Here is a 23,740-nt window from a genome sequence, read left to right as displayed (position 1 = left end):
TCAGCTCTCCTCTCCGAGCCGCAGCACCTCACCGAGGCGCAACCGGCGGTTGTTCACGGCTTCCACGGTGATCGCGAAGCCGAGGGCCAGCATGGCCAGGACCGACACCCCGGCCACCAGGCCGGGTTCGAAACTGGGGCGCACGTCCACGCCCCCGGTGAAGGCGGGCAGGCCGAGCACCGGTGTGAGCAGCAGCGGCAGCAACGCGCCGACCACCGCTCCGGTGAGCACCGACACCAGCACCAGCGGCGTCAGCTCCACCATCAGCAGTCCGCGCCACTGCCGGCGGGACAGGCCCATGGTGCGCAGCCGGGACAGCACCTGCCCGCGCGAGCGGGCCCCGGCGAGCACCGCGAGCGCGAGCCCGAGCAGCCCCAGCGCGGCGCCGCCCCCGGCACCGAGCACGAACCCGAACACCAGCAGGCCGTTCACGCCGCTGCCGCCCAGGTCGGCGCGCACCGCCGAACGGGTCGTCACCTCCGGCGCGCGGGCCTTGTCCCCGGTGCCGACCCCACCGATGCGCAGGTAGCGGTTCTGCCCCTCACGCGCGACCCGGTCCACCTCGGCGGCGTCCACGCCCGCGCCGGCCAGCACGAACCCGGTGGGCGCGAGCTGATGCGGCGCGTCGGCCGGCAACGCCGGCCACGGCAGCACCACGAACCGGCGTACGCCCTTGTCGACCAGCGCGAACTCGTCGACGGTGGCGGCGGTCCGCACCGGCAGCCGGTTGCCCTGCACGTCCAGCCAGGCGGGCCGCTCACCCCGGGCGTCGGCGAGCCCGGCGTCGGCCAGTTCCTCGGCCACCGCGGGGGACACCAGCGCCGGCAGCGGCGTGTTCCCGTCGGCGCGGGCCCGCACCGCGTCGGGCACGCTCACCGGTACGCCGGCCTCCCGTGCCACCTCGGCGAACCGCTCCCCGTCCACCAGCACCACACGCATCTCGGTGATCGGGGCGGGACGTCCGGCGCGGTCGGAGTACGGGCGTTCGGCCGGCACCGTGAGCAGCGGCGCGACAGCGCGTACCCCCGGCAACCCGGCCAGCTTCTCGGCGGTGTCCGGCGTGAAGCGCTCCCCGCCTACCAGCAGGTCACCGGGCACGGCCTGGGCGGCGGCGGTGTCCCGGCCGGTCTCGATGCCGGTCGCGACCACGCCGCAGAACGCGGCGGTGGCGACGGCCAGCACCACCACGACCAGCGGCCCGGTGGTCGCGGCCCGGCCCGCGCGGGCGGTGCCGAGGAACGCGACGCTGCCGCGCGCCCGGGCGGCGACGCGGCTGACCAGCCGCAACGGCCAGGGGTACGCGCGCAGCGCCAGCAGCGCCGCCGCGATCGCCAGCAGCACCGGCACCGAGACGAGCAGCGGGTCCACCGAACCGGCGGTGAGCCCGCGCCGGCGCAGCAGGAACGCGCCGAGCACGGCGAGCCCGAGCACCGCCACCTCGACGGTGATCCGGACGGCGGGCGACCGGCCGCCCAGGTCGGAACGCCCACCGGCCCGGCGGCCGACGGCGAGCGCGGCCAGTGGCGGCAGCAGCGTGGCCAGGAGCCCGGCGATCACCACCCAGCGCCACGACGCCCCGGTGCCGGGCAGCAGTCCGCCGAGCAGCCAGCCGATCCCGGCCGCGGCCGGCAGCACCAGCAGCGACTCGGCCAGGCCGCGGCGCAGCACCGCGCCGGCGGAGCCGCCGCGTGCCCGGATCAGGTGGAACTCGGCGCGGCGGCGACGCGCGGCCAGCCGGGCGGCCAGCAGCGTCAGCCCGGCCAGCGTGGCGAGCAGCCCGGCCGCGATGACCGCGAGCAGGGTACGCGCGGCGGCGAGCGAGTCGGCGAAGCGCCGCAGCGCGATGTCCACGCCCTGGCTGAGCGTCGCCACGGCGGGACGGCTGCGCTCCAGCCCGTCGACGCCGGCGATCAGCGCGTCGAGGCGGCCCGGTTCGAGCCGGTCCGGGGCGATCCGGTACCGCCAGCCGAAGCTGACCGGCCAGCCGGTCGCGACGGCCTCGTCGACGCCGCCGTCGGCGGTGTAGGCGACGCCCACGAACGGGTCGCCGTCGCCCTCGGGCGGGGTGAGCTTGAGCATCGACGGCAGCGTGTCCCAGACGCCGTCGGCCGGGTCGTTCGGCCGCCACACGCCGACCAGGTGGACCGGGAGGGACTTGAGCACGTTGTCGTCCGGGTCGAGGATCAGGAGCTGGAACCGGTCGCCGGTCTTCACGCCGAGCGTGCCGGCGATCGTCTCGGCGAGCGTCACCTCGACCGTGCGGGCCGGGGCGGCGGGGCGTTCCGGCCACCGCCCGTCGACCAGGGTGGCCGCCTCCTTGATGCCGGTACCGGCACGCAGGTGCACGTCGATCAGCCCCTTCTCGGGGGCGAGCGTCGGGCCGCGCAGCCGTCCGGGGACGGTCTGGGCCACGTACCAGCGCTGACCGATGGTGTCCCGGACCTCGGCGGGCATCGCCTCCTCGATCCCGGCCAGCTCGGCCGCGTTACCGGTCACGGCGGCCCGGGTCGACGGCGGGAACGCGGTCGGCGCGGTGCTGTACGTGAGGTCGCGGCGGGCCACCGGCTGACCGGCCACGTACTCGGTGAGCCCCTGCCCGGTCAGCCGGTCGGCCACCCGGGGCACGCCCGTGATCAACAGCGCGGTCACCAGGGTCAGGACGGCGAGCAGCAGGAACTGCCCCCCGTATGCGCGTACCCGGCGCGCGGCACCAGGAAGGCTCATCGTTCTCCTCCGATCCGGAGCTGCGCGGCGGCGACCCGCTGGCGGATGCCGGTGGTGATGAGGGCGGCGAAGGCGAGCGCGGCGAGCAGCAGCCCGGCGGCTGTCGTCCCGATCGGCACCCAAGGCACTGTGAAGGCCGCCTCGGGCACCGGCCGGCCGGCGGCCGGGGTGAGGATCACCAGCGGCACCATGGTGGCCGCGACGAGGGCGCCGACGAGCATGCCGACGCCGACGCCGATCGCGGCCAGGAACGTCTGTTCCGCGAGGTACGCGCGTGCCAGCAGCCGGGTGTTCGCGCCGAGCGTGTTGAACACGGCGAACTCGGTGAGCCGGCGGCGGGTGGTGGCCCAGACGTCGACCGCCAGGCCGACCAGGGCGAGCAGCACCGAGCCGAGCGCGGCGGCCAGCAGCCCGGTGCGCGCGCCCTGCCAGTACGGGTCCTCGGCGGCCTCCGCGGCCACCGCACGACGGTCCAGCAGCACCGTGCCGCCGGTCGGGGCGAGCGCGTCAGCGGCGGCGGTGTGCCCGCCGGGCGTGGTGCCCAGCCACCACTCGGCCACCGGCCGTACGCCGCCGCTGCGTTCGAGGAGCTGCGTGGTGGCGGTGGGCAGGTCCAGCAGCACCCCGTCGCCCCCGGTGCCGGGCACCGCGGCGACCTGGCCGACCACCGTGACCTCGACCGTCACCTCGGCGACCGACAGCTTGACGGTGTCGCCGGTCTTGAGGCTCATCGCGGCGGCAACGCCGGGGGTGACGAGCACCGGCACCGGACGGTCCGGCGCCTGCGGCACCAGCGCGAACCGGGACGAGGGCACCCGGGCGAACTGCAACAGCCCGGCCGGCACGTCGAAGCCCTGCGTCCCGTCGATCCGGGTCGGGCTCGCCTTGGCGGTGCCGCGCGGCCCGGAGCCCGGGTCGATCACCCGCCACGCCCCCTCCACCGGCACCGGCAGGACCCCTCCGTCGGCGTCGGTGAGCCGCAGCTCGTCCAGGAGCAGCCGGTAGGAACTGCCGGTGGCGTCGCCGCCGTCGGCCTCGAAGCCGGCCAGTCGCAGCGGGGCGCCGCCGCTGTCGGGAACCGGCACCGAGAAGCGCATCGGCTTCCCGTCACCGTCGGCCTCGGCCAGCCGGACCCTCCAGGTGGCCCCGGCGTCGGTGGTGAACAACGCGGTCACCGTCACCCGGGGCCGGTCGTACATGCTGTCGACAGGCGTGCGGACGGTGCCGGACAGCGTCTTCGCCCCCTCGGGCACAACGCCGCCGGCCGGCGCGGTCCGGCCGTTCGCGAGCCGGTCCAGCAGGGCGCCGGTGGACGCGTCACCGCCGGCGTCGTCGAGCCGGATCATCCCCTTCGCGGCGGCGGCGTCGAACGCCACCACTGTCGCCGGCCGGGCCTCACGGCCCAGGCGTACGTCGTCGCGCCAGGCCGGCAGCACCCGGTCGACGCCGGGTACGGCGGCCAGCTGGGCGGCCCGGTCCGCGGGGGCGGTGCCGTCCCGTTCGGTCAGCCGCAGGTCCGCGCCGACCGTGTGCTGCGCCTGGTCGCGCTGCGAGCGTTCCCAGGAGGCGACGAGCGACCAGGCGAGCGTGCTGCCGCCGACGGCGAGCGCGAGCAGCAGCACCGGACCGGCGTGCGGGCGGCGGCCCGCCTGCCACATGCCGAACATGGTGGCGTTCCACGTCCGGCGGTCCACGAAGCGTTCCGCGATCCGGGTGGTCGGCGGCAGCAGCCGCAGCGCGATCACCGCGCCGGCCAGCACGCCGATGGTGGGGGCGGCGGCCAGCAGCGGGTCGATGCCGAGGCTGCCGTTCGCGCCGGCCAGCGGCGAGGAGTACTGCCGCAGCTGCGTCCAGGCGAGCACGGCGAGCGCCACCAGCGCGATGTCCACGCTCGCCCGCTGCACCGCCGCTCCCCGGGAGGGACGGGACCGGGCCGCCATGTCGGCGACGTACGTGCCGGCCCGGCGCATCGCCGGCAGCACCATGGCGAGCAGGCAGCCCACCGCCGCGCCGACCGCGACCACCCACACCCGGGCCAGATCGCCGTCGGCCAGCCCCAGGTCCGCGCCCAGGTAGTGGATCGCCTGCCCGGTCAGCGCCGGGGCCAGCAGCAGCGCCGGCGCCACCACGAGCGTCGCCTCGCGTACGGCCAGCCCGGCGATCTGCCCCCGGGCCGCGCCCCGGGCCCGCAGCAGCGCCGTCTGCGCCCGCCGGTCCTCGTTGAGCAGCGCGGCCACCAGCACCAGCGCGTACCCGCCGAGCACCACGATCAGCAGCAGCGGGGTGAGCAGCGCGGACCGGCCCACCAGGTCGGCCCGGCTGAGCCGGTCGACGAGCCGGTCCAGGTGGCTGACCTGCTGTGTCGAGGAGCCCAGGCCGGTGGCCTCGGGCAGCTTCCCGGTGATCTCGTCCAGCGCTGTCGTCACGGCGGGCAGCCGGGCCGGCTCGACCGCCACCAGCTCGGGGTCGACCACCCAGGCCGCCGAGGTGGAGCCCGTGAAGGTGCGGGCGAAGTCGGCCGGGTCGAGCGCGAACGGCCCGTACGAGGTGATCTCCGCGTCGCCCTGGCTCTCCCCCACCCCCGGGGCGAGCCGCCAGTACGCCTCGGCGGCGTCCCGGGGCCGCCACGTGCCGACGACCACCACCGTGCCGGCGCGCTCCGCGCCCCGGTCGTACAGCGGCACCCGCTCCCCGACCTCCAGGCTCAGTTGCGCGGCCACCTTCTCCGGCAACGTCACCTGCAACGGGTTGCTGCCGGGCACCGGCCACGCCCCGGCGGCCAGCTCGGCGTGCGCGGGCAGGTCGTCGAGCGTGGCCAGGTTGGCGAACATCGGATCGTCGTCGGTACGGGCGGCGCCCACGTCACCGGTCAGCTCCCGCCCGGTCCCGGAGCGGGCCCCGGCCACGGTGACCGGAGCGCCGCCGAGCCCGTTCGCGAACTGTTCCCGTACCGCCCGGTCCCGCTCGGCGAACGCGGCGGCGTCCGCGCCGCCGGAGCCGCTGATCAGCAGGCTGCGTTCCTCGGCCGGGGCGGCGTCGAGCACCGCGCGGGCGCCCGCCTCGACCGCACGGCGGTTGTAGTCGGAGAGCCCGGTGACCAACGCGACCGCGACGAGTGCCGCGACAGCGGCGGCGAGCAGCAGCCCACGGGCCTCTACCGCCCGCCTCCACACCAGCTTCATCCGACGTCCTCTCCTGGCCCCGGCGGGCCGATGCCGAGAGAGAGCAGTGACACCCCGCAAAAGGTTCGCGCCCGTTACATGATCGTTATCGGCCTACCGGCCACTGCCCGGGATCCGGGAAGACTTCGTAGGGTGTGGTCACGCCGTGGGCCGCCTCACTCGTGGGACGCCTCACCACGCCGCACGCTGGGTCCGCTCGGCCCGCTTACACCGGTTGCTCCTCAACCGGCGGCGACCCATCAGAGCCGGTCCGCAGATCCTGCTTTACAAACCTGGTGCGCATCCCGCTGTCGGCATGCGCACCGGGATGCTCGCATTAGCTTTACTACGGAACGAGTTTATCGCAGAAGTGCCGAGCCACGAAGAACAGCCATTGCAACTGACCACGTTGCAGTACTGACACGTTGAAGCTCGACGGCACTGACTCAAGCGAGACGATATCCGCCAAATCCTGAATAGTGTACCGATGGCCCGGCGGATCCGGCGGGCCAACCGCCACACAGGCCCTGATCATAGCTATCCATATCTCCATGTTCGTACTCGGAGCGCCGCCTAGATACGTCCACCAGTCGGTCCCGATCCTTATGGCTGCTCGGATCTGAATACCCTCATAAGTGAATGTCGCTTGCCAGCACCCCTCGGGAGAGAGCAAGAAATCCTGACCTTGACGCTTGTCCCAGAGGTTCCTGAGAATGTGCCAATCCTTCTTGTTGCTTTGGTTCGGAGTGCCATAAAGCACTCCGTACGTGAATTCCACGACCGACGTTCGGTAGTCCTTTGCCCATCGAGGCGCATGAGCAAGGACGGCATCGGCGAAGTTCTCGGCCATCTCGTCATTCAGACACGTCGGACCGCTCTTCAGCGTAGCGACCGTCAGAACATCACCCGCCCGCTTCCGTCCGTCCAAGGCGGAATATGCGCTATGCATTGCACTGGGGACAACTTCCCAGCCATATATCGGCAAGGTTACATCTTCTATCATCTTCCCGGCGGAGGTTTCCATCGAAGAAAACAGTTTGGCAGGCAGGATGTCATGCTCGATCTGACTGATGCTACTGTATTCATTCATCATCGAATGCATGAGCAGGACGTACGGACTCGTCTTAAACCGCGCAAATTTTGCAGACGCCAGAGGCAACGCACCAACGCCGGTTTCCATCCGTGCACGAAACGCGGTCTCCAGCTCTAGCACCCGCTGGCGCGCAACAGGGTCTCTATCCACCTCAAGAAGATCTCGCAGCAGGGTAGACTTACTGAGTGAGCGCTCAAGCTTAGCAGGAATCCAAGAATGCCCTCTTGCCACCCGGAAGCCCTTTCGATTTATAGTCGAAGCCCATCCATTAACTTGACGAATCAGGCCAGATTCATTCGTCTAGCCGAAAACTCAAACATCGAAAAGCGGGAGAGGCTCCTGCTGGCCCGGCGTCCGCTTACCGTAATGAGCAGAGCCACCGATTCCATCCCATACGAAAACCTGGCCAGCCTTGTACCATTGCCTGGTCCGAACATGCGAGTTCAAATAAACACGCCGGAAGCGAGGCCAATCGCCTTCAGCCGCCTGCGAATCAGAGGGTCGATCGAGGTAGCGTGCGATGGTACGGGCAGCCACAAGGCCGAGGCGTACGGGCACAGCGTTCCCGACCTGCGCCATCTGCTCCGTGGCGCTTCCAGCAAAAGACCATCCGTCCGGGAACTCTTGCACTCGCGCAAATTCCCCGACCGACAAGGCTCGGACCTCATCGGGGTGGCACATCGAAGTGCTGGCGTGGTTGGGGAGAGTAACGATCGTCGGACACGGCAAGTCCCAAGAAAGGCGACGCCACCACCCCGACCGGCCGCCCTTCGCAAAGAAGGCCTTACCCATGCTTTCCTGGGCGATCTCCGTCGGCAGCGTTCGCCAATTTCCCCCTGCCGGAATCATCGCAAGATAGTGCTTCTTGCGAGGACTGAAGTCCATCAGCACCGGATCGTCATCTTTGAAGGTAGCTAGCGCGTCCCGCAGGGTGCAATGGGGTAGCAGGCCAGGCTGTGGCTGCCCGGTCGCAGGATCGATAGGCCCGTGGGTGGGCTCCGGAAACTCGACCTGTTGGTTGAGGCGGTTACCGAAGAACAGCACGCGCTCTCGGAGCTGCGGCGCTCCATAGTTCACTGCGTTCACTTCAAAGCAGTCGACACGATAGATCCCGTTATCAACCTTAGCCATATCGTCGGCCCACAGGTCGATAACAGACCCTTGACGCTCCTCCGCAGTAAGGGGCGGCCCACCCTTATCCGGACGGTCGGCGATAGGGCGATGACGCAGGGCGGCCGAAAGGAGCCCTCGCACGTTCTCCATGAGGAAGTATTTGGGCTTGAATGCTTCAACAAATCGCAAGAAGTCCCAGAGCAGAGTGCCGCGAGGATCTTCCACGGTTCGCCGACGCCCGGCCGTTGAGAACGACTGGCAGGGCGGCCCCCCGACCAGCAAATCCAGTTCACCCGGCTTCAAGCCCAGTTCGTCCATCAACTCATATGGATCAAGCTTAGACAAGTCGGCCTGAATGATTTTAGTATTCTCGGTGCCGAACAATCCATTATCACGATTCAACGTGAGAGTTTCACAGAAGCGCGGCTGCAGTTCCACACAAGCAAGTAGATCGAATAGGCCAGCCTGGTCCACTCCGACGTCCAAGCCACCCGCTCCTGAAAAGAGTGAGACGGTCCGGAACTTCCTCTTTTGGCGGGATGCAGCGGTCATCGGGTTTGTCATACATTCCTCCCAGCAAGACCGTAACCGTATCAGCGACCAGGTGGACCGACTGCCACCACCCGCAGAGCCGGAGGTTAGTAGCACCCTACGACATCAGCTGACAAGCGACGGGCTACCGTGCCGGGCCGCGCTGCCTGCGATGGCGGCTGAACGGACCGCACCACAGGTTCTACCCGAACAAGACGTCCCGGGCACCAGAGCAATGGGGAAGGCCGGGCGTCGTACTCCACCCAACCTGTCAGGCTGATCAGTTGCTGTCGGTGGTGCCGGCGGGCCGGCACCACCCGCAGCGACGGCTCAGCCCTGGTCGCCCAGCCGGTCCGTGCGAACCGCGCCGACGAACCGGGTCCAGGCCGCCGGGTCGAAACTCAGCGCCGATCCCTGCCGATCCTTGCTGTCCCGTGCGCCGACCACATCGACGAAAGCGGCCACCTCGACGCAATTGCCCTCGCCACCGGACCTGGACGGCTTGCGCCACACCCCGTCACGTCCCATCGGTCATCTCCTTCGCGATCGTCGTCACCAGCTCACGGGACTCGTCCGCGTCGAGCGTCCGCTCACCGAGCGAGCGCCAGGCATCCTCATAGGTCTGGATCTCGTGAGCCTTTTCAAGGTAGACGGCACCGCAAGGGCCGTCCATGTAGATGGTGCTCGGCTCCGGCTCGCGCACGTCGGTCGGAAAATCGAGCATCGTGATGGTTCCTGCTGCGGCCCAGCGGTAGAGCCCGACGCTGAGTGGGAGCACCCGAATCCGGATGTTGTGCTGCTGGCTCGCAATCACCAGGGCGTCGAGTTGCCGACCTATCGCCGCCCGCTCGCGCAACGGTCGACGGAGCACCGCTTCGTTGAGGATCACATCGAGATAGGGAGCCCGGGGCACCGCTCGCGCCAGCAATCGCTGCCGCCGCAGCCGAACTTCGGCTTTGGCCAGTCGCTCGTGTTCACTCAACTGCGGGCTGTCGGTGGCGATGACCTCGGTCATGTACTCGACCGTTTGCAGCAGACCCGGCACGAGATTCGTTTCGTAGTGACGAATCTTCGTCGCGGCGGCCTCCAGCCCGACATAGAGCTTGAACCAGTCTTTGATTGCCTCCCCGTAGCTGTGCCACCAACCGTGCGCCTTGGTTTCCTGGGCCAGAGAACGCATGGTTTCGATGGTTTCTCGCGACGCGCCGTAAACGCGGCACATGGCTTCCACGTCGTTCGGGTGCATCGGCACCTGGCCCGTTTCGTTACGCCAGATCCGGGGCGCCTGACCATTCCAATTCCTTGGCCGCCGCGGTCACCGTGACGTGCGGGCCTTCGCAAAGTTCCCTCAGATATCTGCCGAGCTGCCTACGCGGGACGGTGCTTCCCGAGTCGTCCACGTCATCTCCTTTGGTGTTGTCGCGTAAGGCACCTCATCCCTTGGTCTGCATTCTGCCGTGAAAGATTGCCTCGGGCCAGAGGTGAATTGACCATTGTGGTGCCCGCCGGGGACGCGGCGGGTTCGCGGGGACGGATGCCCTTCCCCGAAACCTCATCCCGGCATCCGTCCCCGCATCGGGCACCAATCAACAGAGGAGAGTCATGGACTCGATCGAGCGCATCCTGGGCGACATTCCGCTTCCGCCCTACGTCACCGCCGAGGATGTCACCTTCGCGGTCCGGGCGATCACCGTGCACGCGCCCGAGCAGTGGCCCGAGGGCCCGCGCTGCCGCAACGACCGGGCGCCCCACCCGTGCCGGCTGCACCGCTGGGGCCAACGGGTGCTCGACCTGCGCGGGCTCACCGACAGGCAGATCCACACGCTCGTCGCCGAGCAGACGGCGCCCGTGCGGTGATCTACGTGACCGGGGAGCGACTGCTGCCGCACCACGTGCGCGCCGCCTACTTCGACCGGCGCTGGCGAGGCTTCGACCCGACCCAGGTACGCGACCACCTCGACCGGGTGGCCGACGAACTCGAACGCCTGAGCCGTGATCTGGTCACCACGCGGACCGAGGCCGAGCGCGTCCGCCAGGCGCTGCGGCAGCGGCAGCGGCAGCGGCAGTCCCAGCATCGCGCCTGCCGTCTCCGTGACCCGGACGCACCGCCGGGCGGGTGGCCACGATGACCGCCCAGCGCTGGATCATCCACCTGCCCACCACGCTGACCAGCGTCGACGAGGCAGCCGCCCTCGCGGTGACGCTGCGCGAGTCGCTCGGCCACGTCACTGTCATCGACTTCGGCGAGACCACGCTGAGCGAGGAGGACAGCCAGTTCGTGCGTACCCGGATCTGTTGCGACGCCCGGCTCGACGGCGCCGGCCGGTGCGGCCACCGCAACGACCACGACGGCCCTTGCAGCGCGTGACCCGGCACCAAGCGGCGGCGTCAGGGGCGAGGGCGGTCGCGGTCCTTGGACGGCTGGACCCGCTTCGGCTCGCCGGGCATCTTCGGGTATTCCGGCGGGTAGGGCATGTCGCCCAGCCCGTCCGCGGCGTCCCGCTCGGCCCACTCCAGCAGCGGCGTGATGTCCCACGGTGCGTCGTCGATGCCGGCGTGCGGGTCACCGCGCTCGGCGAACCGGGCCGGCACCGTACCGAGGTGGAAGTCGTCCGGGTCGACCTGCGGCAGCTCGTCCCAGTCGACCGGGGTGGAGACGGTGGCGCGGCCGTTGGCGCGCAGTGAGTACGCGCAGGCGATGGTGCGGTCCCGCGCCATCTGGTTGAAGTCGACGAAGACCCGCTCGCCGCGCTCCTCCTTCCACCAGGCGGTGGTGACCAGCTCGGGGCGGCGGCGTTCCAGCTCGCGGGCCAGCGCGATGGTGGCCCGGCGCACCTCCACGAACGTCCAGCGCGGCTGGATGCGCAGGTAGACGTGCACGCCCCGGCCGCCGGAGGTCTTCGGCCAGCCGGGCACGCCCAGCTCGTCGAGCAGCCCGCGCAGCTCACCGGCGGCGGTCACCGCGGCGGCGAAGTCGGTGCCGGGTTGCGGGTCGAGGTCGACGCGCAGCTCGTCGGGGCGGTCGGTGTCGGCGGCGCGCACCGGCCACGGGTGGAACACCACTGTGCCCATCTGCGCCGCCCAGGCCACGTGCGCCAGGTCGGCCGGGCACAGCTCGTCGGCCGGGCGGCCGCTGGGGAAGGCGATCCGCGCGGTGCTGACCCACGGCGGCACGCCCCGCTGGGGCACCCGCTTCTGGAAGAACATCTCCCCCTCGATGCCGTCGGGGAAGCGCTGGAGCGTGGTGGGCCGGTCGCGCAGGGCGCGCATGATCCCGTCGCCGACTGCGAGGTAGTAGCGGAAGACGTCGGCCTTGGTGAAGCCGCGCTGCGGGAAGATCACCCGATCGGGGCTACTCAGCCGCACCGTGTGCCCGGCTACCTCGATCTCCTCGACCGCGCTCCTGCCCGCCATCACGCGACCATATGCGATGCCACCGACACCCGACGTACCGTGGAACGGTGAGTCTTTCCGACAACGAACTGCCCCGTACCGAGGATGAATGGCGCGTCCGGCTGAGCCCCGAGGAGTTCCGGGTGCTCCGCGAGGCCGGCACCGAGGCGCCCTGGACCGGTGAGTACGTCGACACCAAGACCCCCGGGGTCTACCACTGCCGGGCCTGCGGGCTGGAACTGTTCCGCAGCCAGGACAAGTTCGACTCGCACTGCGGCTGGCCGAGCTTCGACGACGCCATCCCGGGCGCGGTCAAGGAGATCCCGGACAACACGCTCGGCATGCGGCGCGTGGAGATCCGCTGCGCGCGCTGCGACAGCCACCTCGGGCACGTCTTCGAGGGTGAGGGCTTCACCCCGAAGGACACCCGGCACTGCGTCAACTCGATCTCGGTGCGGCTGGAGCCCAGCGCCGGCTGACGGCGGCGTCACAGCCGCAGCAGGCCGCCGGCCTCGTCCACCTGGTCGGCGGCCTCGTCGTCCAGCCACACCCCGCCGGTGGCGAGGTAGCGGAAGCGGTACTCCCCCGGCGCGAGCCGGACCGTCACGGTACGGGTGCCGTCGCGCCGCGGCACCAGCTCGTGCCGGCCGGGCTCCCACCCGTTGAAGCAGCCGACCACGCTGACCGTGCCGGCCGGGGTGTCCCGGGGCAGCGAGAACGTCACCCGGGTCTGGTTGCCGAAGAGCCTGTTGCGCTTGATCACGAATCCTCCGGGGATTTTCGGCGGTCACAGGAGTCAACGCGCGACACGCCGGGAGCGACTCGCCGTGGGGCCGGATCAGGTTCGCCGGTTCCGGTTGCTCGAAGGTGTCCTCTGCGCGACTCTCGGATGACAGGTCCGTTTTCGGGGGGTTTCGCATGGCTGCCTGCGAGGTTTGCGGCAACGACTACTGGATGGCGTTCGAGGTGCGCACCGTCGACGGGTCGCGGCACACGTTCGACTGCTTCGAGTGCGCGGTGCACAAGATGGCGCCGATCTGCGAGCACTGCCAGATCAAGATCGTCGGGCACGGCGTCGAGGTCTCCGGCCGCTTCTTCTGCTGCGCCCACTGCGCCCGCGCCGTCGAGGGCGAGCAGGGCGCCGAGGTACGCGACGCGGTCGGCGCCCGCCCCGCCTGACGCGGGCCGATCCCGGGGCACCACCAGCGTCGATCTCCGTCTACCATCCCTCCGGTGCCCCGACGGTTGATCATCGCGGTGACCCTGGTCGCCACCCTCACCGGCTGCGGTTCCGTCACCGAGCCCGGTACCGCGACCGCCCCCGATCCGGCGCTCGTCGCGCCCTCGCCCACCGACGGCGGCACCGCCGCGGCGCTGCGCGACCGGTACGCCGCGACCGGCAGCCTGGCCGGCCTGGCCGAGAAGCCCGAGCACGCCAGCGAGCGGCTCGACTCCGACGGTGTCGCCTGCGGTCGCCCCCTGCCCCTGCTCGACCGGCGGCTCGTCGCGTCCACCCGCGTCTTCGTCACGCCGGAGGGAACCCCGGCCGGCGAGTTCGTCGAGATCGTCCAGGAGACGGTGGTCTACCCGGACGAGCCGACGGCCGCGGACGCGGTACGGCAGGTCTTCGGCGTGCTGGAGGCGTGCGAGCGCGACGAGGAGGGCGGCCAGGTGACCGCCGGACACACCGCGGCGGACCTGCCCGCCGGGCTGGGCGTGCCGGGCCGGGTGGTGTCGGCGACCATGACCGTTTCCGACGGCACGCGCTTCCCGCACCGCTACGGCTGCCTGCACCACGGCCGGGTGACCCAGTGCGTCGCAGTCTGGACCCGCTCGGCGGCCGACACCGGCACCTGGTTCGAGCGCGCCGTCACCGCCACCGCCACCGGGCTGCGCACGTCGAAGGGCTGAGAACCGCGCCAGGGGGAGCACGAGTGACCGGAGACGCGCCGCCTACCCTGGGCCGATGCCCGTCGAGTCCCACCTGGCCGGCTTCGCCGACCTGGACGCCCGTACCTTCCACGACCTGCTCCGGCTGCGCATCGACGTGTTCGTGGTCGAGCAGTCCTGCCCGTACCCGGAACTGGACGGCCGGGACGTCGAGCCCGGCACCCGCCACCTGTGGCTGAGCGGTGACGGCGCCGTGGTCGCGTACCTGCGGATCCTGGCCGACCCCGGCGGCGTCGCACGGATCGGACGGGTCGTGGTGGCGCCGGCGGCGCGCGGCGCGGGCCTGGCCGGTGCGCTGATGACCGAGGCCCTGGCCGTGGTGGGTGACCGGCCGTGCGTGCTCGACGCGCAGACGCACCTGGTCGGCTTCTACGCCGGGTTCGGCTTCACCGTCGACGGCCCCGGCTACGTCGAGGACGGCATCCCGCACACCCCGATGCGCCGCGACCCGACTCATTGACGTTTGTCGCTTTTTGTGGCACCGTGCGGGCGGAGCCGCCACGCGGGAGAGGGCAACTCCCGACAGTCCGGGCGTCGTGCACCGACACCCATCCCGGAGGCTTTCCCATGTCCACTCCGTACCGCCGCCCCTTACCGCTCGCGGCGGCGATCCTCGCCGTCTGCGCGGTGGTGGCGGCGCTGCTCACCACCGCGTTCTCCGGCCCGGCCTCGGCGCACGGGTCGGTTGTCGACCCGGCCTCGCGCGCCTACAGCTGCTGGCAGCGCTGGGGCGGTGACTTCCAGAACCCGGCCATGGCCACCCAGGACCCGATGTGCTGGCAGGCGTGGCAGGCCGACCCGAACGCCATGTGGAACTGGAACGGCCTGTTCCGCGAGGGCGTGGCCGGCAACCACCAGGGCGCCATCCCGGACGGGCAGCTGTGCAGCGGCGGACGCACCCAGAGCGGCCGGTACAACGCGCTCGACACCGTCGGCGCCTGGAAGACCGTGCCGGTCACCAACAGCTTCCGGGTCAAGTTCTTCGACCAGGCCAGCCACGGCGCCGACTACATCCGGGTGTACGTGACCAAGCAGGGTTTCAACGCGCTCACCTCGCCGCTGCGCTGGAGCGACCTGGAACTGGTCGGCCAGATCGGCAACACCCCGGCCAGCCAGTGGACGCGTGAGGTGGACGGCGTGTCCATCCAGATCCCGGCGAACGCGCCGGGCCGCACCGGCCGGCACATCGTCTACACCATCTGGCAGGCCAGCCACCTGGACCAGTCCTACTACCTGTGCAGCGACGTGGACTTCGGCGGGTCCGGCCCGACCACCCCGCCGACCAGCACGCCGCCCACCAGCACCCCGCCCACCAGCACCCCGCCGACGAGCACGCCGCCCACCAGCACGCCGCCGACCAGCCCGCCCCCGACCACGCCGAACCCGGCCGGTGGCTGCACCGCGACGTACGCGATCACCGGTTCGTGGGGCGGCGGTTTCCAGGCCGAGGTGAAGGTGACAAACGGCAGCGGTTCACCGATCCGCGGCTGGTCGGTGAGCTGGAACTACCAGAACGGCCAGCAGGTCAACTCGGCGTGGAACGCCACTGTCACCACCAGCGGGACGCTGGTGACGGCACGCAACGTGGCCTACAACGGCTCGCTCGCGCCGGGTGCCAGCACCTCGTTCGGCTTCACCGGCTCGGCCGGTGCGACGAACCCGGTGCCCGGCATCCTGTCCTGCACGACGACCGCCTGACGGGGCTCCGGCCGGGACCGCGCTCGCGGTCCCGGCCGGGCACCCTCAGACCAGGCAGTTGACGATGTCGGCGACCGGGCGGCGGCGGCCGGTGTAGAACGGGATCTCCTCCCGCACGTGCCGGCGGGCGCCGGAGGCGCGCAGGTCGCGCATGAGATCCACGATCCGGTGCAGCTCGTCGGCCTCGAACGCCAGCATCCACTCGTAGTCGCCGAGCGCGAACGAGGCGACCGTGTTGGCCCGCACGTCCGGGTAGCCCCGGGCCATCTTGCCGTGCTCGGACAGCAGCTCACGCCGCTCGGCGTCGGGCAGCAGGTACCACTCGTACGAGCGCACGAACGGGTAGACGCACAGGTAGGCGCGCGGCTGCTCGTCGGCCAGGAACGCCGGAATGTGGCTCTTGTTGAACTCGGCCGGGCGGTGCAGCGCCATCTGCGACCAGACCGGGGTGAGCGCCCGGCCCAGCGTGGTGCGGCGGAACCGCAGGTACGCGTCCTGGAGCGCGTCGCTGGACGACGAGTGCCACCAGATCATCAGGTCGGCGTCGGCGCGCAGCCCAGCCACGTCGTACGTGCCCCGGATCGTGACGTCCTTGCCGGCCAGCTCGGTGAAGAGCGACTCGACCTCGTCGACGACGTTCTCCCGCAGCGACGGCAGCGGGCTGGTGGCCCGGTACACCGACCACATGGTGTAGCGGATGGTCTCGTTGAGCTCCCGCAGCCGCGCCGCGTTGGTCTGCTCGGTCATGCTGCCGATCCTCCCAGTGCCGTGATGATCTCTTCGGCCGCCGTCTCGCCGGAGCGGACGCAGACCGGAATGCCGACGCCGTCGTAGCCGGCCCCGGCCACCGCAAGCGTCGGATGGGCGGCGCGCAACGCCGTCCGGACCGCCGCCACCCGGGCGGTGTGCCCGGGCGTGTACTGCGGCAACGCGCCACCCCACCGCTGCACGTGCCGGGCCACCGGGACCGGCAGCGGCGCGCCGAGCACAGCCGACAGCTCCCGGTGCACCGCGTCGGCCAGGTCGTCGTCGGTGAGCTGAAGCGACGTCTCGTCGCCGTACCGGCCGACCGAGGCGCGCACCAGCGCCAGCCCGTCCGGCCGCCGCAGGTGCCCCCACTTCGTGGTGAAGAACGTCGACGCCTTGATCGTCAGCCCCTCGCCGGCCGGCACCAGGAAGCCGGACAGCTCCGGCAGGGCCGGGCCGGGCAGCGCGAGCGTGATCAGGGCGACGCTGGCGTAGTCGAGCGCGCCGACCGTGTCGGCCGCCTCGGGCGCGGCGGCGGCGAGCAGCCGGGCGGCCGGGCGGGCCGGCACCGCGAGCAGCACCGCGTCGGCCTCGACGTGCTCGGCGTCGCGGGTCGGCCCGACGGTGAGCCGCCAGCCGTCCGGGGTGCGGCGCAGCTCCCGTACCGCGGCGCCCCGGCGGATCGTCGCACCGCTCGCCGTCGCCGCCGCCGCGACCAGCGTGCTCAGCCCGCCGGCGAGGGTGCCGAAGACCGGGGCGCCCGGCGCGCGCGGCGCGGCTGCCTGCGCGGCGCGTACCGCACCGACCAGCGTGTGCTCGGCGCGGGCCGCGCGGGCCAGCGCCGGCATCGTGGTGACCAGCGACAGGTCGTCGGCCCGCCCGGCGTACACGCCGCCGAGCATCGGGTCGACCAGCCGCTCCACCACCGCGTCACCGAGACGCTTGCGGACCAGCTCACCGACCGAGGTGTCCTCGCCGTCGGCCAGCAGCGGGTGGCCCGCGTCGCGGTCGGCGTCCGCGGCCGGCGGCGCCACCGCCGCCACCTTGTCCAGATCCCCGGGTACGCCGACGAGCGTGCCGCCCGGCACCGGGCGCAACGTGCCGTCGACCAGCAGGGCCGCCTGCCCGACCGTGGGGTGCACGATCTCCTCGTCCAGGCCGAGGCGGCGGGCCAGCGTCACCGCCGCCGACTCGCCACCGGCCGGGTCGCGCATGAGGAACGACTCGGCGCCGAACTCGACCGGGCCACCGGCCAGCTCACCGGTGAACAGCTTGCCGCCGAGGCGGCCCGACTGCTCGTACACGGTGATCTCGGTGCCCTCGGGAGCCCGGTCGCGCAACCGGACGGCGGCGGCCAGCCCGGTGATCCCGCCACCGACGATCGCCACCCGCCACGGTCGCACCACTGTCTCCTCCTAGCGCTCCGGTCGCGCGGTCAGCTCGTGCACCAGCGCGACCACCCGGGTCAGCACCTCGGGGTCGGTCTCCGGCAGGACGCCGTGACCGAGGTTGAACACGTGGCCGGGAGCGGCCCGGCCCTGCTCGACGATGCGCCGCACCTCGGTCTCCACCGCCGGCCAGGGAGCGAGCAGCACCGTCGGGTCGAGGTTGCCCTGCACCGCCTTGTCCGGCCCGATCCGGCCGGTGGCGACGTCCAGCGGCGTACGCCAGTCCACGCCCACCACGTCGGCCCCGGCCTCGCCCATCGCGCCGAGCAGCTCGCCGGTGCCCACCCCGAAGTGGATCCGCGGCACACCGGCGTCGGCGAGCCCGCCCAGCACGTACGTCGAGTGCGGCAGCACGAAACGGCGGTAGTCGGCCTCGGAGAGCGCGCCGGCCCACGAGTCGAACAGCTGCACCGCGGAGACCCCGGCGTCGATCTGCACCTGGAGGAACGCCAGCGTCACCTCGGCCAGCCGCGCGCACAGCGCGTGCCACAGGTCCGGGTCGCCGTACATCAGCGCCTTCGTCTTGGCGTGCGTACGCGACGGGCCGCCCTCGACCAGGTAGCTGGCGAGCGTGAACGGGGCGCCGGCGAACCCGATCAGCGGGGTGTCGCCCAGCTCGACGACGAGCCGGCGGACCGCCTCGTCCACGTACGACACCTCGTCGCGGCCGATCGGGCTGATCCGCTCGACGTCGGCGGCGGTACGGACCGGCTCGGCCACCACCGGGCCGGTGCCGGGCACGATGTCCAGGTCGACGCCGGCCGCGGCGACCGGCACCACGATGTCGCTGAACAGGATCGCCGCGTCCACGCCGTGCCGGCGCACCGGCTGGAGCGTGATCTCGGTGACCAGCTCGGGCCGGCGGCAGGACTCCAGCATCGGCACGTTGGCCCGGATCTCCCGGTACTCCGGCAGCGACCGGCCGGCCTGGCGCATGAACCAGACCGGGGTGTGCGGGCCCGGCTCGCGCCGGCAGGCGCGGACGAAGGGCGAGTCGGCCGGCCCGCCGCGGCGGGGTTCTCCGTCTCGGGCGGCAGTGCCCGTGGTGTCGGTGGTCATCGCGGCAATCGTGCCACGCCCCCGGTGCGCGCCCGCGCTCACCGTCCGCATTTGTGACGTAGAAGGAAGGGCACCCGCCCGACGCCTCCGGCAGCGCGTCGCCTTAACCGTCGATCACCCGGCGCGCCGTCGCGCGCCGCGCGGTGAGCGCGCATAGGCTGCCCGCATGGCCCCCCCGATCGCGCTCCCGGAAACGTTCGCTCGCGCGGTCGCGGGGCTGCGGTCGGTGACACCCCGCCCGGAGATCGTCCTGGAGGAGGTCGGCGCGCCGCAGCGGCTGGCCCCGTACGCGTTCGCGCTGTCCGCCGCCGTGATGCGCGACGACGACGAGGTGGCCACCGGCCGGCTGATCCTGCTGCACGACCCGGCCGGGCACGAGGCGTGGCAGGGCACGCTGCGGCTGGTCACGTACGTCACCGCCGAGCTGGAGGTCGACCTGGCCAGCGACCCGCTGCTGCCGGGCGTCGGCTGGACCTGGCTGACCGACGCGCTCGACGTGCAGGGCGCCGGGCACCGGGCGATCGGCGGCACCGTCACCCAGACGCTCTCCACCCGCTTCGGCGAGCTGGCCGGGCCGCCCGCCGCCGGTGACATCGAGATCCGCGCCTCCTGGACGCCGCTGCGCGCCGACCTCGGCCCGCACCTGCTCGGCTGGTGCACGCTGCTGGCCTCCACGGCCGGCCTGCCGCCGCCCGGTGTCACCGCGCTGCCCACCCGCCGCTCGGCGGGCGCCGCCTGACCGTCGTACCCTCTCCGCCGCCCGGCCGGCTCCGCCGCTGACGCCCGATGCGCGAAGGCCGCCCCGGGCGAGCCGGGGCGGCCTTCGGGCGGACGCGGTCAGAGGTAGTTCTCGGCCTCGTCGCAGACCTTGTCCAGGCCCTTGTTGGCCGCCTCGAAGCCGGCCCGGTCGCCGCGCGACGCCGCCGCGATGGCGGTGGTCAGCTTGTCCAGGCAGCTCGCGATGACCTTCTTCTGCCGGGCCTGCTCGTCCCGGTCGTTCTTGGTGCCGGTCAGGTCCTGCTGGGTGTCCGACAGCCGCTCCTGGACCGTCTTCAGCTCACCCTTGAGCTTCTCGATCTCCTGCTGGTTCGCCGAGATCGTGCCGTCACGCTGGCTGACCGTCTGCCGGGACTTGTCCAGCTCGCCGTTCGTGGAGACGTACAGGAACGTCATCACGCCGCCGAAGACGAACAGCAACGCGGCCACGAGGCCGAGCACCAGCGCGGCCCACTTCCGGCCGCCGCCGGTCGCCGGCGCGGCGGCCGGCGGGCCGTACGGGCCGGGCGGCCCGGACATCGGCGGCGGCGCGAAGCCGGGGCCGGACACCGGCGGAGCGGACGCCGGCGGGACCGACATCGGCTGCGCGTAGCCGGGGGCGGAGACCGGCGGGACGGATACCGGCGGCGCCGACATCGGCTGCGCCGGCGGGGGCACCGGGGCGGTGCCCGGCGGGACGGATACCGGCGGCGCCGACATCGGCTGCGCCGGCGGGGGCACCGGGGCGGTGCCCGGCGCGTATCCCGGCTGTCCCGGCGCGGCGGGCTGGTATCCGCCGTACCCGGGAGCGCCGTCGGACGCGGTGGGCTGGTGCAGGGTCGGCGCGGGCTGGTTCGGGTCGTACTGCTGGGGCGCGGGCCGGCTGCCGTACGGGTTGCCGTAGACCGTGCCCCCCGGCGCCGGGGGCGGGTTGTCGCCCCCGGCCGGTGGGTAGGACATGTCGTTCCTCCAGATGTGCTGGTCCCCCGCGGGGTGGCCCGATGGGCCGGGGTCGATGCGGTGCGGCCGGGCCGGTGTGGCCACCGGTCAGCAGAGCCGGAACCGGTCGCAGGCGGTCTTGATCGGCACGGCGAGCCCGATGCCCTCGGCGTTACGGGCCTTGGCCGTGGCGATGCCGACGACCTCCTTCGAACCGTTGATCACCGGGCCGCCGGAGTTGCCCGGGTTGATCGGCGCGTCGAACTGGATCACCGGTCCGCCGCCGCGCTCGTCCTCACGGAACGCGCTGACCACGCCCGTGGTGACGCTGTCCTGCAACCCGAGCGGCGCGCCGACCACGATGATCTGCTGGCCGGACCGCACCGGGGCGCCGGCCGCGACCAGCCCGGTGAACTTGGCGGTGGTCCGGAGCTGCGCCAGGTCCTTGTCCTTGTCGGTGGCGATGATGGTCGCCTCGAACCGCTGGTCCTTGCGCTCCAGGAACACCTTGCGCTCACCGGCGGTGAAGACCGCCTCGACCACGTGGAAGTTCGTCAGCAGCGTGGTGCCGCCGCCCGACGGCGCCTTGCCGACGGCGAACGCGGTACCGGTGAACTGCCCGGCCCGCACCCGGAACACGCTCGGCAGCACCGCGCTGGCCACCGCCTCCGGGTTGAAGGCCGCGTCGGCCTGCTTCTCCAGGCTGCCGGCGCGCTGCTCCAGGCCGTCGAGCCGGCCGGCGTCCGCGCCCTGCCCCTCGGCCATCCGCTTGTCGGCGGCGGCGAGCCGGTCGTCGAGCCGGTAGATCTGGTACGCCTGCACGCCGGTGACCACTGTCAGCACGGCGGCCAGGGCCAGCGCCACCACCGCCACCCGGCTGCGCCGGGACGCCGGGCCGGCCGGGCCGCCCAGGGGCGCGGGCTGACCCGGGTACGCGGGGCCCGGCTGCGACGGCCCGGACACCGGCTGGCCCGGATAGGCGGGCGCGGACACGGGCGGGCCCGGGTACGACGGGCCGCCGCCGGACGGGCCCGGATACGACGGTGCGGGCTGCCGGTCCGGGTACGACGACGGCCCCGCCCCGCCCGGATACGACGGCGTCGCGGGGACCGGCTGTCCCGGATACGACGGCGACGCGGCCGGCTGACCCGGGTACGCCGGAGCGGCGGACCGGGAGGTCTGCGCCGGTACGGCGCCGAAGGACGACGGCTGGGCCGGTGCGGCGCCGTAGGACGACGGCTGGGCCGGTGCGGCGCCGTAGGACGACGGCTGGGCCGGTGCGGCGCCGTAGGACGACTGGCCCGGCTGGGAAGGTGTGGTGCCGTAGGACGGCGGCTGGACGGCGGCCCGAGCCGAGGACGCCGGGTGGCCGGGCGTGCCGCTCCACTCGGATCCACCGGCGAACGGCACCGGGGCCGAGCCGGCGGGCGGGGCGAAGCGCGGCGGCAGCGGCCCCGGCCGGTCGGCCGCCGTGTCGCCGCCGACCTGCCCCGGCACGTCGTCGCCGGTTCCGTACCCGCCTGTCATGCTCGACCGTCCTCCCCGTCGGCTTCCGCCGACGCCCCCCGACCGCTGTGGCACGGCCCGTACGCCGTTCGCGGCTCGATGGACCGTACCGGCGGGAACGGGCTTTGTCTTCCCCCTTGTCCGACCCTCTCACGGCCCCGCAACCCGCACCTTTCCGGTCACCTGACGGCCATCGCGCCGACACGCGCCCGACCGGCTGCGCACACCGGATCGTCCGGCCTACTAGGGTTGTCAGGTGACCGACGAACCACCCCTGCGCCGTCGGGCCGCCGAAAGCCGTACCGGAGAGGCGTCCGCCGATCCGACGTCGGCCCTGCCGGAGCCGGCGGACGCGGGGACCGAGACCGACCCGGGCGCGGCCGTCCCCCTGACCGCGCCGCGCGACGGCACGCCCGCCCCGGTGGCCACACCTGCCGAGTTGGACGAGGTCGTGGCCCGCTTCGCGGCCGGCACCGGCCCGGTGGCCCTGGACGCCGAACGCGCCTCCGGCTACCGCTACAGCCAGCGCGCCTATCTGGTGCAGCTGCGCCGCGGCGGCTCCGGCACCGCGCTCATCGACCCGCTGCCGCTGCCCGACCTGTCCGCCCTGGACGCGGCGATCGCCGAGACCGAGTGGGTGCTGCACGCGGCCAGCCAGGATCTCGCCTGCCTGGCCGAGGTGGGTCTGCGCCCGCGCCGGTTGTTCGACACCGAACTGGCCGCCCGGCTGGCCGGGTTCGAGCGGGTCGGCCTGGCCGCGCTGACCGAACAGCTGCTCGGGTTCAGCCTGGAGAAGCACCACTCCGCCGCCGACTGGTCCAGCCGGCCGCTGCCGGAGTCCTGGCTGACGTACGCGGCGCTCGACGTGGAGCTGCTCGTGGACCTGCGCGACGCGCTGGACGAGGAGTTGCAGCGGCAGGGCAAGTCCGGCTGGGCGGCGGAGGAGTTCGACGCGCTCGTGCGCAACGGCGCCCGCCCGCCGCGCGTCCGCGCCGAGCCGTGGCGGCGCACGTCCGGCATCCACCGGGTACGCGGCGCGCGCGCCCAGGCCCGGGTGCGTTCCCTCTGGTACGCGCGGGACCAGATCGCTGCCCGCCGGGACGCCGCGCCGGGCCGGGTGCTGCCCGACTCGGCCATCGTGGCGGCCGCCGAGCTGGACCCGAAGGACGAGAAGACGCTGCTCACGCTGCCCGGGTTCGGTGGGCGGTCGGTGCGCCGGCTGGCGCGTACCTGGCTGGCGGCGCTGGACGACGCGCGCCAGCTGCCGGACGACGCGCTGCCGGTGAGCCCGACGGTGGAGGGGCCGCCTCCGCCGCACCGGTGGGCCGAACGCGACCCGGTGGCGGCCGGCCGGCTGGCCCGCGCCCGGGAGGTGGTGGTCGGCACCGCCGGGGCGCACCGCCTGCCGGCGGAGAACCTGATCGCACCGGACTCGATCCGCCGGCTGGCGTGGCAGCCGCCCGCGGAGATCACCGACGAGACGGTCGCGGAGACGCTGCGCGGGTTCGGTGCCCGCGAGTGGCAGATCGGTCTGCTGCTGCCCGCTCTTACCGAGGCGCTGCGCACCCCCCAGCAGTAACGTCGGTGGCAGGTGTGAGGTGGGCCACGCGGGGGGTGGTGCC

The 23,740-nt window shown here is 72.5% G+C and carries 22 protein-coding genes and 1 pseudogene; 10 read left to right on the top strand and 13 right to left on the bottom strand.

All coding sequences use genetic code 11. The features are described from left to right. From M8C11_RS17675 to M8C11_RS17650, 6 genes and pseudogenes are all read right to left on the bottom strand, one after another. Positions 1-2,724 carry an FtsX-like permease family protein gene (locus M8C11_RS17675; protein WP_252450774.1) on the bottom strand — a complete coding sequence of 908 codons (2,724 nt, stop codon included), beginning with the start codon at positions 2,722-2,724 and terminating at the stop codon, positions 1-3. Then, positions 2,721-5,906 carry an FtsX-like permease family protein gene (locus tag M8C11_RS17670; protein ID WP_252450772.1) on the bottom strand — a complete coding sequence of 1,062 codons (3,186 nt, stop codon included), beginning with the start codon at positions 5,904-5,906 and terminating at the stop codon, positions 2,721-2,723. Before M8C11_RS17670 ends, M8C11_RS17675 begins: the two co-directional genes overlap by 4 nt. A gap of 325 nt (positions 5,907-6,231) precedes the next feature. Continuing rightward, complete coding sequence (locus tag M8C11_RS17665; RefSeq protein WP_252450770.1) at positions 6,232-7,128, bottom strand: PmeII family type II restriction endonuclease; 897 nt, start codon at positions 7,126-7,128, stop codon at positions 6,232-6,234. Between the two features lie 162 nt (positions 7,129-7,290). Further along, positions 7,291-8,643 carry a DNA cytosine methyltransferase gene (locus M8C11_RS17660; RefSeq protein WP_252450764.1) on the bottom strand — a complete coding sequence of 451 codons (1,353 nt, stop codon included), beginning with the start codon at positions 8,641-8,643 and terminating at the stop codon, positions 7,291-7,293. 309 nt (positions 8,644-8,952) lie between these two features. After that, positions 8,953-9,135: a DUF397 domain-containing protein gene (locus M8C11_RS17655; protein WP_252451119.1), complete on the bottom strand. Its 183-nt coding sequence runs from the start codon at positions 9,133-9,135 to the stop codon at positions 8,953-8,955. 4 nt (positions 9,136-9,139) lie between these two features. Then, positions 9,140-10,022, bottom strand: a pseudogene (locus tag M8C11_RS17650) (helix-turn-helix domain-containing protein). A gap of 202 nt (positions 10,023-10,224) precedes the next feature. On the opposite strand from M8C11_RS17650, the gene M8C11_RS17645 reads away from it, so the two are divergent. The 3 genes from M8C11_RS17645 to M8C11_RS17635 are packed head-to-tail and all read left to right on the top strand — an operon-like array spanning position 10,225 to position 10,990. Next, positions 10,225-10,479, top strand: coding sequence for a hypothetical protein (locus M8C11_RS17645; RefSeq protein ID WP_252450761.1), 255 nt, complete (start codon positions 10,225-10,227; stop codon positions 10,477-10,479). After that, positions 10,476-10,751, top strand: coding sequence for a DivIVA domain-containing protein (locus M8C11_RS17640; RefSeq protein WP_252450760.1), 276 nt, complete (start codon positions 10,476-10,478; stop codon positions 10,749-10,751). Before M8C11_RS17645 ends, M8C11_RS17640 begins: the two co-directional genes overlap by 4 nt. Beyond that, the gene (locus M8C11_RS17635) at positions 10,748-10,990 is read left to right on the top strand and encodes a hypothetical protein (RefSeq protein WP_252450758.1); all 243 of its coding nucleotides are present in this window, start codon (positions 10,748-10,750) and stop codon (positions 10,988-10,990) included. The genes M8C11_RS17640 and M8C11_RS17635 overlap by 4 nt, the downstream gene beginning before the upstream one ends. Positions 10,991-11,010: 20 nt before the next feature. Here the strand turns inward: M8C11_RS17635 and ligD are convergent, their stop codons facing one another. Next, positions 11,011-12,036: a non-homologous end-joining DNA ligase gene (ligD, locus tag M8C11_RS17630; protein WP_252450755.1), complete on the bottom strand. Its 1,026-nt coding sequence runs from the start codon at positions 12,034-12,036 to the stop codon at positions 11,011-11,013. Between the two features lie 47 nt (positions 12,037-12,083). Here ligD and msrB point away from each other — a divergent pair, with 47 nt between their 5' ends. Further along, positions 12,084-12,494: a peptide-methionine (R)-S-oxide reductase MsrB gene (msrB, locus tag M8C11_RS17625; RefSeq protein ID WP_013284828.1), complete on the top strand. Its 411-nt coding sequence runs from the start codon at positions 12,084-12,086 to the stop codon at positions 12,492-12,494. Between the two features lie 8 nt (positions 12,495-12,502). Here the strand turns inward: msrB and M8C11_RS17620 are convergent, their stop codons facing one another. After that, entirely contained in the window at positions 12,503-12,778 is a 276-nt protein-coding gene (locus M8C11_RS17620) for an isoamylase early set domain-containing protein (protein ID WP_120570994.1), read from the bottom strand. Positions 12,779-12,933: 155 nt separating this feature from the next. Here M8C11_RS17620 and M8C11_RS17615 point away from each other — a divergent pair, with 155 nt between their 5' ends. The 4 genes from M8C11_RS17615 (at position 12,934) to M8C11_RS17600 (ending at position 15,663) form a co-directional block, all read left to right on the top strand. Further along, positions 12,934-13,194 (top strand): hypothetical protein, encoded by a 261-nt coding sequence (locus tag M8C11_RS17615; RefSeq protein WP_013284826.1) that lies wholly within the window; start codon positions 12,934-12,936, stop codon positions 13,192-13,194. Between the two features lie 54 nt (positions 13,195-13,248). After that, positions 13,249-13,926 (top strand): hypothetical protein, encoded by a 678-nt coding sequence (locus M8C11_RS17610; RefSeq protein WP_252450753.1) that lies wholly within the window; start codon positions 13,249-13,251, stop codon positions 13,924-13,926. A 55-nt stretch (positions 13,927-13,981) separates the two neighbouring features. Continuing rightward, the gene (locus M8C11_RS17605) at positions 13,982-14,425 is read left to right on the top strand and encodes a GNAT family N-acetyltransferase (protein ID WP_252450750.1); all 444 of its coding nucleotides are present in this window, start codon (positions 13,982-13,984) and stop codon (positions 14,423-14,425) included. 107 nt (positions 14,426-14,532) lie between these two features. Further along, positions 14,533-15,663, top strand: a complete 1,131-nt coding sequence (locus M8C11_RS17600; RefSeq protein ID WP_120570997.1) for a lytic polysaccharide monooxygenase — start codon at positions 14,533-14,535, stop codon at positions 15,661-15,663. A 45-nt stretch (positions 15,664-15,708) separates the two neighbouring features. Here M8C11_RS17600 and hemQ read toward each other — a convergent pair whose 3' ends face one another. From hemQ to hemE, 3 genes are read right to left on the bottom strand one after another with little or no spacing between them, the layout of a single operon-like run. Continuing rightward, on the bottom strand, positions 15,709-16,410 hold the full coding sequence (gene hemQ, locus M8C11_RS17595; RefSeq protein ID WP_120570998.1) for a hydrogen peroxide-dependent heme synthase: 702 nt from the start codon (positions 16,408-16,410) through the stop codon (positions 15,709-15,711). Further along, positions 16,407-17,816: a protoporphyrinogen oxidase gene (hemG, locus tag M8C11_RS17590; protein ID WP_252450742.1), complete on the bottom strand. Its 1,410-nt coding sequence runs from the start codon at positions 17,814-17,816 to the stop codon at positions 16,407-16,409. Before hemG ends, hemQ begins: the two co-directional genes overlap by 4 nt. A 9-nt stretch (positions 17,817-17,825) precedes the next feature. After that, positions 17,826-18,917 carry a uroporphyrinogen decarboxylase gene (hemE, locus tag M8C11_RS17585; protein ID WP_252450730.1) on the bottom strand — a complete coding sequence of 364 codons (1,092 nt, stop codon included), beginning with the start codon at positions 18,915-18,917 and terminating at the stop codon, positions 17,826-17,828. Between the two features lie 166 nt (positions 18,918-19,083). Here hemE and M8C11_RS17580 point away from each other — a divergent pair, with 166 nt between their 5' ends. Continuing rightward, on the top strand, positions 19,084-19,656 hold the full coding sequence (locus M8C11_RS17580; protein ID WP_120571001.1) for a DUF3000 domain-containing protein: 573 nt from the start codon (positions 19,084-19,086) through the stop codon (positions 19,654-19,656). A 98-nt stretch (positions 19,657-19,754) separates the two neighbouring features. Here the strand turns inward: M8C11_RS17580 and M8C11_RS17575 are convergent, their stop codons facing one another. Then, positions 19,755-20,633: a hypothetical protein gene (locus tag M8C11_RS17575; RefSeq protein ID WP_252450714.1), complete on the bottom strand. Its 879-nt coding sequence runs from the start codon at positions 20,631-20,633 to the stop codon at positions 19,755-19,757. A gap of 87 nt (positions 20,634-20,720) precedes the next feature. Further along, positions 20,721-22,139, bottom strand: a complete 1,419-nt coding sequence (locus M8C11_RS17570) for a trypsin-like peptidase domain-containing protein (RefSeq protein ID WP_252450711.1) — start codon at positions 22,137-22,139, stop codon at positions 20,721-20,723. A 235-nt stretch (positions 22,140-22,374) separates the two neighbouring features. Between M8C11_RS17570 and M8C11_RS17565 the strand changes: the two genes are divergently transcribed. Next, entirely contained in the window at positions 22,375-23,697 is a 1,323-nt protein-coding gene (locus M8C11_RS17565) for a ribonuclease D (protein ID WP_121686448.1), read from the top strand. Positions 23,698-23,740: the final 43 nt, after the last annotated feature.

It is taken from the genome of Micromonospora sp. CPM1, assembly GCF_023896895.1.
Classification (GTDB): Bacteria; Actinomycetota; Actinomycetes; order Mycobacteriales; family Micromonosporaceae; genus Micromonospora; species Micromonospora tulbaghiae.
The sequence above is the reverse complement of the archived record's forward strand: the minus strand, read 5'-3'. Positions and strand labels throughout refer to the sequence as shown.

Bases quoted from the DNA above. Each gene is read 5' to 3' on its own strand.
- M8C11_RS17675 (WP_252450774.1), bottom strand. From the start codon at position 2,724: ATGAGCCTTCCTGGTGCCGCGCGCCGGGTACGCGCATACGGGGGGCAG.
- M8C11_RS17670 (WP_252450772.1), bottom strand. From the start codon at position 5,906: ATGAAGCTGGTGTGGAGGCGGGCGGTAGAGGCCCGTGGGCTGCTGCTC.
- M8C11_RS17660 (WP_252450764.1), bottom strand. From the start codon at position 8,643: ATGACCGCTGCATCCCGCCAAAAGAGGAAGTTCCGGACCGTCTCACTC.
- M8C11_RS17645 (WP_252450761.1), top strand. From the start codon at position 10,225: ATGGACTCGATCGAGCGCATCCTGGGCGACATTCCGCTTCCGCCCTAC.
- M8C11_RS17635 (WP_252450758.1), top strand. From the start codon at position 10,748: ATGACCGCCCAGCGCTGGATCATCCACCTGCCCACCACGCTGACCAGC.
- ligD (WP_252450755.1), bottom strand. From the start codon at position 12,036: ATGGCGGGCAGGAGCGCGGTCGAGGAGATCGAGGTAGCCGGGCACACG.
- M8C11_RS17615 (WP_013284826.1), top strand. From the start codon at position 12,934: ATGGCTGCCTGCGAGGTTTGCGGCAACGACTACTGGATGGCGTTCGAG.
- M8C11_RS17605 (WP_252450750.1), top strand. From the start codon at position 13,982: ATGCCCGTCGAGTCCCACCTGGCCGGCTTCGCCGACCTGGACGCCCGT.
- M8C11_RS17600 (WP_120570997.1), top strand. From the start codon at position 14,533: ATGTCCACTCCGTACCGCCGCCCCTTACCGCTCGCGGCGGCGATCCTC.
- hemQ (WP_120570998.1), bottom strand. From the start codon at position 16,410: ATGACCGAGCAGACCAACGCGGCGCGGCTGCGGGAGCTCAACGAGACC.
- hemE (WP_252450730.1), bottom strand. From the start codon at position 18,917: ATGACCACCGACACCACGGGCACTGCCGCCCGAGACGGAGAACCCCGC.
- M8C11_RS17580 (WP_120571001.1), top strand. From the start codon at position 19,084: ATGGCCCCCCCGATCGCGCTCCCGGAAACGTTCGCTCGCGCGGTCGCG.
- M8C11_RS17575 (WP_252450714.1), bottom strand. From the start codon at position 20,633: ATGTCCTACCCACCGGCCGGGGGCGACAACCCGCCCCCGGCGCCGGGG.
- M8C11_RS17570 (WP_252450711.1), bottom strand. From the start codon at position 22,139: ATGACAGGCGGGTACGGAACCGGCGACGACGTGCCGGGGCAGGTCGGC.